At 73.2% G+C, this 8588-nt stretch carries 8 protein-coding genes; 7 read left to right on the top strand and 1 reads right to left on the bottom strand.

The features are described from left to right. Positions 1-106: 106 nt before the first annotated feature. A complete protein-coding gene (locus ACFO0B_RS09180) occupies positions 107-565 on the bottom strand; it encodes a hypothetical protein (protein WP_378611912.1) in 459 nt (152 codons plus the stop codon). Between the two features lie 123 nt (positions 566-688). Here ACFO0B_RS09180 and ACFO0B_RS09185 point away from each other — a divergent pair, with 123 nt between their 5' ends. The 7 genes from ACFO0B_RS09185 to ACFO0B_RS09215 all read left to right on the top strand — a co-directional run. After that, positions 689-1861, top strand: a complete 1173-nt coding sequence (locus ACFO0B_RS09185) for a sensor histidine kinase (RefSeq protein ID WP_378611913.1) — start codon at positions 689-691, stop codon at positions 1859-1861. Between the two features lie 52 nt (positions 1862-1913). After that, on the top strand, positions 1914-2708 hold the full coding sequence (locus tag ACFO0B_RS09190) for a LytR/AlgR family response regulator transcription factor (RefSeq protein WP_378611915.1): 795 nt from the start codon (positions 1914-1916) through the stop codon (positions 2706-2708). Between the two features lie 80 nt (positions 2709-2788). Continuing rightward, entirely contained in the window at positions 2789-3121 is a 333-nt protein-coding gene (locus ACFO0B_RS09195; protein ID WP_378611921.1) for a hypothetical protein, read from the top strand. 1 nt (position 3122) lies between these two features. Next, positions 3123-4898, top strand: coding sequence for a sodium/solute symporter (locus ACFO0B_RS09200; protein WP_378611917.1), 1776 nt, complete (start codon positions 3123-3125; stop codon positions 4896-4898). A gap of 140 nt (positions 4899-5038) precedes the next feature. Further along, entirely contained in the window at positions 5039-5386 is a 348-nt protein-coding gene (locus ACFO0B_RS09205) for a DUF485 domain-containing protein (RefSeq protein ID WP_378611918.1), read from the top strand. Then, entirely contained in the window at positions 5383-7020 is a 1638-nt protein-coding gene (locus tag ACFO0B_RS09210; protein WP_378611919.1) for a solute symporter family protein, read from the top strand. The genes ACFO0B_RS09205 and ACFO0B_RS09210 overlap by 4 nt, the downstream gene beginning before the upstream one ends. A 165-nt stretch (positions 7021-7185) precedes the next feature. Next, positions 7186-8588 (top strand): acetate--CoA ligase (locus tag ACFO0B_RS09215; RefSeq protein ID WP_378611920.1); only part of this gene is annotated, 1403 nt, incomplete at its 3' end.

Consider the following 8588-nt stretch of genomic DNA (forward strand, 5'->3'; position numbering starts at 1 on the left):
GCGGCGGGGCCGGACGCACCCCGATTTCGAGCGGCGGGCGATGCCGGGGCTCGAATCCGGCACCGTCCGCCGATGGGGATTCGACGTGCCCGGTGGTCCGGCTCGGTCAGCCCTGGTAGCGGGTGACGGTGAAGTCGACGGTGCCCGGCTCCGGCAGGTGCGCGGGGCCGATCGTCACGGTGCCGTCGAAGCGGCCGATCCCGGCGTGGAACAGCGCGTCCCGCCCGCTGGTGCTCCAGTACCCCGGCCCCCTGGCCGTCTTCGTCACCACCCCGGTCTCCCCGGTGTCGACATTGCGCCAGGTCAGCGTGACCGGCAGCGAGCAGGGGCCGACGCCGACCAGCGTGGCCGCCACGGTGAAGGCGGCGTGCTCCGGGTAGGCGTCCCCGGTGACCGCGGTGTCCACGTAGGCCACGCACAGGCCGTCGGTGAGCGAGACCGCCGGGGTGAACGGGCCACCGGTGGTGGCGGGGTTGGCCACGGCGGGGGTGGCGAACACGACCAGCGCGGCCGTCGCGAGCACGGCGGTGGCCAGTACAGCGAGCACGGGTCTGGCTGATCTCATCGGGGCCTTCTCGGGGTGGTGGGGAGGGGCTGGGAGAGATTGCCCCGGGCGCGGTCCGAGTAAACCGTCACCGAACCGTGTGTGCCCCCCCACCCGCATAATCGATCCCATGGAACCCGCCCGATGAACCCCACCGCGGTGGCGATCGTGGTGGCGGCGGCCCTCCTGGCCGGCGCCCTGCTGCTGTGGCCGAGAACCCGCCGCGTGGTCACCACCCCCGCCGAGCGCGCGGTGCACTCCGCGCTGCACACCGCGGCGCTGGCCGCGGTCCCGCTGCGCCGGGGGCTGACCGAGGAGTCGGCGGCCGAGGCGGCGCCGCACCTGCGGGCGCTGACCGGGGGCGCGGCGCTGGGGGTGGCCGACCCCGTGGGAACGGTGCTGGCGTGGGACGGCCCGCACGCGGCGCTCGGGGCGACGTTCGGGGAGGCGGCGGCGCGGGCGGCGGCGGGCGGGCGGGCGGTGCTGGTGGCCGGGCCGGGCGAGCAGGTGGGGCGGACGCTGGTGGCGCAGCCGATGCTGCTGCCGGACAACGAGGTCACCGGGGTGCTCGGGGTGGTCACCGAGGAGCCACCCGGGCCGGGGACGCTCGGCGCGCTGGCGGAGGTGGCGCGGTACGCCTGCGGCCAGTTGCAGCTGGCCGAGCTGGACGCCTCGCGGGCCAGGCTGGACCGGGCCGAGGTGCGGGCGCTGCGCGCGCAGATCAGCCCGCACTTCATCTACAACGCGCTGAACACCATCGCCTCGTTCGTGCGCACCGACCCGGACCGGGCGCGCGAGCTGATCCTGGAGTTCGCCGATTTCACCCGCTACTCGTTCCGTGCGGCGGGCGAGTTCACCGTGCTCGCCGACGAACTGCGCAATATCGAGCGCTACCTGGCGCTGGAGCGGGCCCGGTTCGGGGATGCGCTGCAGGTGCGGCTGCGGGTGGCGCCGGAGGTGCTCGGCGTGGTGCTGCCGTTCCTCGCGCTGCAGCCGCTGGTGGAGAACGCGGTGCGGCACGGGCTGGCCGGGGCCGGGCACGGCGGGACGGTGAGCATCGTGGCGGCCGACGCCGGCACCGAGTGCCTGATCAGCGTGGAGGACGACGGCGCAGGGATGGACCCGGAGCTGCTCCGCTCCGGCGAGCTGGACGCCGTCACCACCGGCGAGTCGGCGCACGTCGGACTGGCCAACGTGGACGACCGGCTGCGCGCGGCCTTCGGCAACGACTACGGGCTGGTGGTGGAGACCGCGCCGGGCGCGGGAACGAAGGTGAGCCTGCGGGTGCCGAAGTTCCGGCCGGGCGTGCGGGCCTGATGCCGGGAGTACCGGGCGGTTCCGACCCGTCGCCTTCTACGATGGGACCGCTGTGACCGCCACCACCCCGCCCGGCGCCGCCCTGCGCGTGCTCGCCGTCGACGACGAGAAGCCCGCTCTGGACGAGCTGGTCTACCTGCTGCGCGCGCAGCCGGAGGTGGGCGAGATCCACGCGGCCAGGGAATCGACGGCGGCGCTGCGGCTGCTGCGGCAGCATCCGGTGGACGCGGTCTTCCTCGACATCAACATGCCGGGGCTGGACGGGATGGAGCTGGCCGGCATCCTCGCCGAGTTCGCGCACCCGCCCGCGGTGGTCTTCGTGACCGCGCACGACGACCGCGCGGTCGCCGCCTTCGACCTGGGCGCGGTGGACTACCTGCTCAAACCGCTGCGCACGGAGCGGCTCGCGGAGGCGGTGCGCCGGATCGGGGCCGCGCGCTCGGCCGCGGCTCCCCCGGCCGCCGCGCAGCGCGCCGACCCGGCCGAGGTGATCCCGGTGGAGCTGGGCGGGGTGACCACGCTGGTGCACCGGAGCAGCGTGAACTGGGTCGAGGCCGACGGCGACTACGCCAGGCTGCACACCAGCGCGGGCTCGCACCTGGTCCGGATTCCGCTCTCCGCGCTGGAGACCCGCTGGCGGGACGCCGGTTTCCTGCGCGTGCACCGCTCCTACCTGATCGCGCTGCGGCTTGTGACCGGGCTGCGCACCGCGAGCGGGGCCACGCTGGTCTGCCTGCGCGGCGAGGGCGAGGCGGCCGCGGTGGAGCTTCCGGTCAGCCGCAGGCAGCTGCGCGAACTCAAGAACCGCCTCGTGCACGGGCCACGGCAGAACTGGACCGGCCGGTGACCGGCCCGGAGAACCCGCGGCTCCGGCCCGAGCCGCCGCGCCACCCGGTGGGGCCGCCGCGCCCCGCCGCCCGGCAGCGGGTGGTGCTCGCCGAGCGGCGGGGCGCCCGCCGGGTGCGCACCCGCAGCGAGGTCGCGGAGCAGACCGAGATCGGCGCGGTGCTGATCAACGGGCTGATCCGGGCACAGCTCGGGCTGGCGCTCCGCGTCGGGCTCGTCGTCGTGCTCGGGCTCGGCGCGCTGCCGATGCTCTTCGCGGCGGGCGCACCCGCCACGCTGACCGTGTTCGGGGTCCGGCTGCCCTGGCTGCTGCTCGGCGCGGCGGCGTACCCGCTGCTCTACGGCGCGGGGTGGCTGTACCGGCGGCTGGCCGAGCGGAACGAGCAGGACTTCCTTGAACTGGCCGGGGACTGAGGTGCCAGGCACCGCCCCGCTGCTCACGGTGGCCGCGCTGCTGCTCGCGGCGCTGGCCACGGTGGCGCTCGGGGTGTACGGGGGGCGGCTGGCGCGCACCACCTCCGACTTCCTGGTCGCGAGCCGCAGCGTCGGCCCGCGCTGGAACGCGGCCGCGATCTCCGGCGAGTACCTCTCCGCCGCCTCGTTTCTCGGCGTCGCCGGGCTGATCGCCAAGTACGGCGCGGACGCGCTCTGGTACCCGGTCGGGTTCACCGCGGGGTACCTGGGGCTGCTGCTCTTCGTCGCCGCGCCGCTGCGCCGCTCCGGCGCCTACACGGTGCCGGATTTCGCGGAGTTCCGGCTCGGCTCGGCGCGGCTGCGCAGGCTGGCCGCGGTCGTGGTGGTGCTGATCTGCGCGGTGTATCTGATCCCGCAGTTCCAGGGCGCCGGGCTCACGCTGCGGATCCTGCTCGGCTGGCCGGAGTGGGTCGGCGCGGTGGCGGTCGGGGTGATCGTGATCGGCAACGTGGCGGGCGGCGGCATGCGCTCGGCCACGCTGGTGCAGGCCTTCCAGTACTGGCTCAAGCTCACCGCGGTGGCGCTGCCCGCGCTGGTTCTCGCCGGGCACTTCCTCGCCGAGGAGCGGCCGCTCGGCTCGCCGGCGCCGCCGGTGCTCGCCGAGCGCACCACGGTGGACATCAGCACCGACGTGGTGGTGCAGGTGGCCGGGCCGACCGCGGCCACCGTGCGCGGCACGCTGGACGGCGCCGCGGTGAACGGCCCGGTCGAGCTCGCCCCCGGCGACCACGAACTCGGCGCGGGCACCGATCTGGTGCTGGAACCGGGCAGCGCGGTCCCGGTGGTGGCGGGCGCGCCCGCGGACGGCGCGGGCTGGCTCCGGCCCGGCGGCGGGTTCGGCGGTACGCACCCGACGTACCAGGTGTATTCACTGATCATCGCGACCTTCCTCGGCACGATGGGGCTGCCGCACGTGCTGGTCCGCTTCTACACCAATCCGGACGGGCGGGCTGCTCGCACGACCGCGCTCGCGGTGATCGGGCTGCTCGGCGTCTTCTACCTGTTCCCCGTGCTGCTCGGGGTCTTCGCCCGGCTGTACGTGCCGCAGCTGCTGATCACCGGCACCTCGGACGCGGCGGTGGTACTGCTGCCCGGCGCGGTGCTGAGCGGGCTGCCCGGGCAGCTGCTGGCCGCGTTGGCGGCGGCGGGGGCGATCGCGGCGTTCCTCTCGACGTCATCGGGGCTGCTGGTGGGGATCGCGGGCGTGCTCGGCACCGATGTGCTGCGCGGGCGGGTCCGCGACTTCCGCTTCGCGGCGGTGGTGGCGGGAGTGGTGCCGCTGCTGCTCTCGCTCACCGTCGTCTCGCTCGACCTCTCCCGGACGGTGGCGCTGGCCTTTTCGGTGGCGGCGTCGACGCTCTGCCCGCTGCTGGTACTCGGCATCTGGTGGCGCGGGCTGACCGCGGCGGGGGCGGCGGCCGGGCTGAGCGCGGGCGGGCTCACGGCCGGTGCGGCCACCGCGGTCTCGGTGACCGGGGGCGTCGACGCCGGCTGGGCGGGCGGCTGGCCCGCGGATATCCTCGGCTACCCGGCGGCGATCAGCGTGCCGATCGCCTTCGCCACCATGGTGCTCGGCAGCCTGGCGACCCGCGGGCAGGACCCGCGCACGGTCGGGCGGATCTTCGTGCGCATGCACGCCCCGGAGAAGCTCGGCATGGGCGCGGATCGCGAGCACGGAGTCCTCGGAAAAGAGCCGGGCGGCCCCGCCGGACGCTGACCGCTCGCCGCACCCCGCCGACCGCTCACCGCACGATCCCACCCCTTCACGGAGTGATCTGCACCACAGGCCCCGAACGACCCCGGCCGGAGTTACGGTCATCCGCTGTCAGCCACGTCACACGACAGGACTCCCCCCGGATGACCAGTACCGACCTCGGCGGCGCGCAGCCGCCGACCCCGGCCGAGTTCGCCGCGGCGCACTCCAGCCCCCAGTTCCAGGAGCTGCGAAGCCGCCTGCGGCGCTTCGTGTTCCCCGTCTCCGCGCTCTTCCTGATCTGGTACCTCGCCTACGTGCTGCTCGGCGCCTACGCGCACGACTTCATGGCGACGACGGTGGTGGGCAACATCAACGTCGGGCTGCTGCTCGGCCTCGCCCAGTTCGTCTCCACCTTCCTGATCACCGGGCTGTACGTGCGGTTCGCCAACCGCGAACTCGACCCGCGCGCGGCCGCCATCCGCGCGGAACTGGAAGGAGAGAGGGCGTGAGCACCGCTACCCTGCTGGCCGCCTCGAACACCGTCGGCAACCCCGTAGCCAATATCGCCATCTTCGCGATCTTCGTCGCGGTGACGATGGTGGTGGTGATCCGGGCCAGCCGCAACAACGCCACCGCCGCCGACTACTTCACCGGCGGCCGCGGCTTCTCCGGCCCGCAGAACGGCATCGCCATCGCGGGCGACTACCTCTCCGCGGCGTCGTTCCTCGGCATCGCGGGCGCCATCGCGGTCTACGGCTACGACGGCTTCCTGTACTCCATCGGCTTCCTGGTCGCCTGGCTGGTCGCGCTGCTGCTGGTCGCCGAGATGCTGCGCAACACCGGCAAGTTCACCATGGCCGACGTGCTCAGCTTCCGGCTGAAGCAGGGGCCGGTGCGCACCGCGGCGGCGCTCACCACGCTCGCCGTCTCGCTGTTCTACCTGCTCGCCCAGATGGCGGGCGCGGGCGGCCTGGTCGCGCTGCTGCTCGACATCTCCGATCGCGCCGGACAGTCCGTGGTGATCGCCGTGGTCGGCATCCTGATGATCGTCTACGTGCTGGTCGGCGGCATGAAGGGCACCACGTGGGTGCAGATCATCAAGGCGGTGCTGCTGATCACCGGCGCCGCGCTGATGACGGTCATGGTCTTCGCCAAGTTCGGCTTCAACCTCTCCGAGATCCTCGGCAGCGCGCAGCAGGCGGTCAGCGGGTCGGCGAACGAGAAGGTCGCCGCGCGCGACGTGCTCGCGCCGGGCGCGCAGTACGGCGGCAGCGAGATGTCCAAGCTGAACTTCGTCTCGCTCGGCCTCGCGCTCGTGCTCGGCACCGCCGGGCTGCCGCACGTGCTGATGCGCTTCTACACCGTGCCCACCGCCAAGGAGGCGCGGCGCTCGGTGGTCTGGGCCATCGCCCTGATCGGTGCCTTCTACCTGTTCACCCTGGTGCTCGGGTACGGCGCCGCGGCCATCGTGGGCCCGGACAAGATCCTGGCCGCCGCGGGCGGGCAGAACTCGGCGGCCCCGCTGCTCGCCTTCGAACTCGGCGGCGTCGTGCTGCTCGGCGTCATCTCCGCAGTCGCCTTCGCGACCATTCTCGCGGTGGTCGCCGGGCTCACCATCACCGCGTCGGCCTCGTTCGCGCACGACATCTACGCCAGCGTCATCAAGAAGGGCGAGGTGGACGAGCGCAAGCAGGTCCGGGTCTCGCGGATCACCGCGGTGGTGATCGGCGTGCTCGCGATCGGGCTCGGCATCCTGGCCAACGGGCAGAACATCGCCTTCCTGGTGGCGCTGGCCTTCGCGGTCGCGGCGGCGGCGAACCTGCCGACCATCCTGTACTCGCTGTTCTGGCGGCGCTTCAACACCACCGGCGCGCTGGCCAGCATGTACGGCGGGCTGATCTCGACGATCGTGCTGATCGTCTTCTCCCCCGCCGTCTCCGGCAGCGCGACGGCGATGCTGCCGGACGCCGATTTCGACTGGTTCCCGCTGTCGAACCCCGGCATCGTCTCGATCCCGCTGGCCTTCGTGCTCGGCATCGTCGGCACCTTCCTCGGCAAGGACGACGAGGATCCGGCGAAGGCGACCGAGATGGAGGTGCGGTCGCTCACCGGCATCGGCGCCGAGAAGGCCGTCTCGCACTGATCCCCGGCACGCGCCGCGCGAGACGTCCTCGCGCGGCGCGTGTTTCGGCGTCTCCGAGCACCGGCCCGCGGCGTCGTTTCGCCGCGGCGAGTAGCCGGTAGCGACCGATCACCCGCCCCCGCCCCCACTGACGAAGCCGCTTGCGGCGTGCGAAAGGAAAAACCCGTGACCAGCGCACCCGAACTGCCCACCACCTACGCGCCGACGGCGGAGTTCGCCGCGGCCGCGAACGCGGGCCCCGAACTGGCCGAACGCGCACAGGCGGACCGGCTCGCGTTCTGGGCCGAACAGGCGGACCGGCTGCACTGGGACCGCAGGTGGACCGACGTCCTCGACTGGTCGAACGCCCCCTTCGCCCAGTGGTTCACCGGTGGCCGCCTCAACGTCGCCTACAACTGCGTCGACCGCCACGTCCACGAGGGGCGCGGCGACAAGGTCGCCATCCATTTCGTCGGCGAACCGGGCGACACCCGCGACCTCACCTACGCCGACCTCCTCGACGAGGTCTCCCGCACGGCGAACCACCTCGAATCACTGGGTCTGGTGCCCGGCGACCGGGTGGCGATCTATATGCCGATGGTCCCGGAGGCGATCATCACCATGCTGGCCTGCGCCCGGCTCGGCCTCACCCACTCCGTGGTCTTCGCGGGCTTCTCACCCGCCGCGCTGCGCTCCCGGGTGGACGACGCCGCGGCCCGGCTGGTGGTGACCACCGACGGCCAGTTCCGCCGCGGCGCCCCGGCCGGGCTGAAACCCGCGGTGGACGAGGCACTCTCGGCGCCGGGGCACACCGTGGAGCACGTGCTGGTGGTGCGCCGCACCGGCCAGGACACCCCGATGACCGCGGACCGCGACCAGTGGTGGCACGAGACCGTCGGGCAGGCGCCCGCCGAGCACACCCCGGAGCCGTTCGACAGCGAGCACCCGCTCTTCATCCTCTACACCTCAGGCACCACCGGGAAGCCGAAGGGCATCCTGCACACCAGCGGCGGCTACCTGACCCAGGCCGCCTACACCCACCACTACGTCTTCGACCTCGACCGGGAGCGCGACGTCTACTGGTGCACCGCCGACATCGGCTGGGTCACCGGGCACACCTACATCGTGTACGGGCCGCTGGCCAACGGCGCCACCCAGGTGGTCTACGAGGGCACCCCGAACTCGCCGGACGAGCACCGGCACTTCGACATCATCGACCGCTACGGCGTCACCGTCTACTACACCGCGCCGACGCTCATCCGCACCTTCATGAAGTGGGGCAGGCAGATCCCGGACGCGCACGACCTGAGCTCGCTGCGCGTGCTCGGCAGCGTCGGCGAGCCGATCAACCCCGAGGCCTGGCGCTGGTACCGCACGGTGATCGGCAGCGGGAAGACCCCGATCGTCGACACCTGGTGGCAGACCGAGACCGGCGCGATCATGATCTCGCCGCTGCCCGGCGTCACCGCCGCCAAGCCGGGCGCCGCCATGACCCCGCTGCCGGGGATCTCGGCGCAGGTGGTGGACGAGGAGGGCAACCCGGTCGTGCTCGGCGAGACCGAGGCCAACGGCTACCTGGTGCTGGACCA

It is taken from the genome of Nocardia jiangsuensis, from assembly GCF_042650385.1.
Taxonomy (GTDB): domain Bacteria; phylum Actinomycetota; class Actinomycetes; order Mycobacteriales; family Mycobacteriaceae; genus Nocardia; species Nocardia jiangsuensis.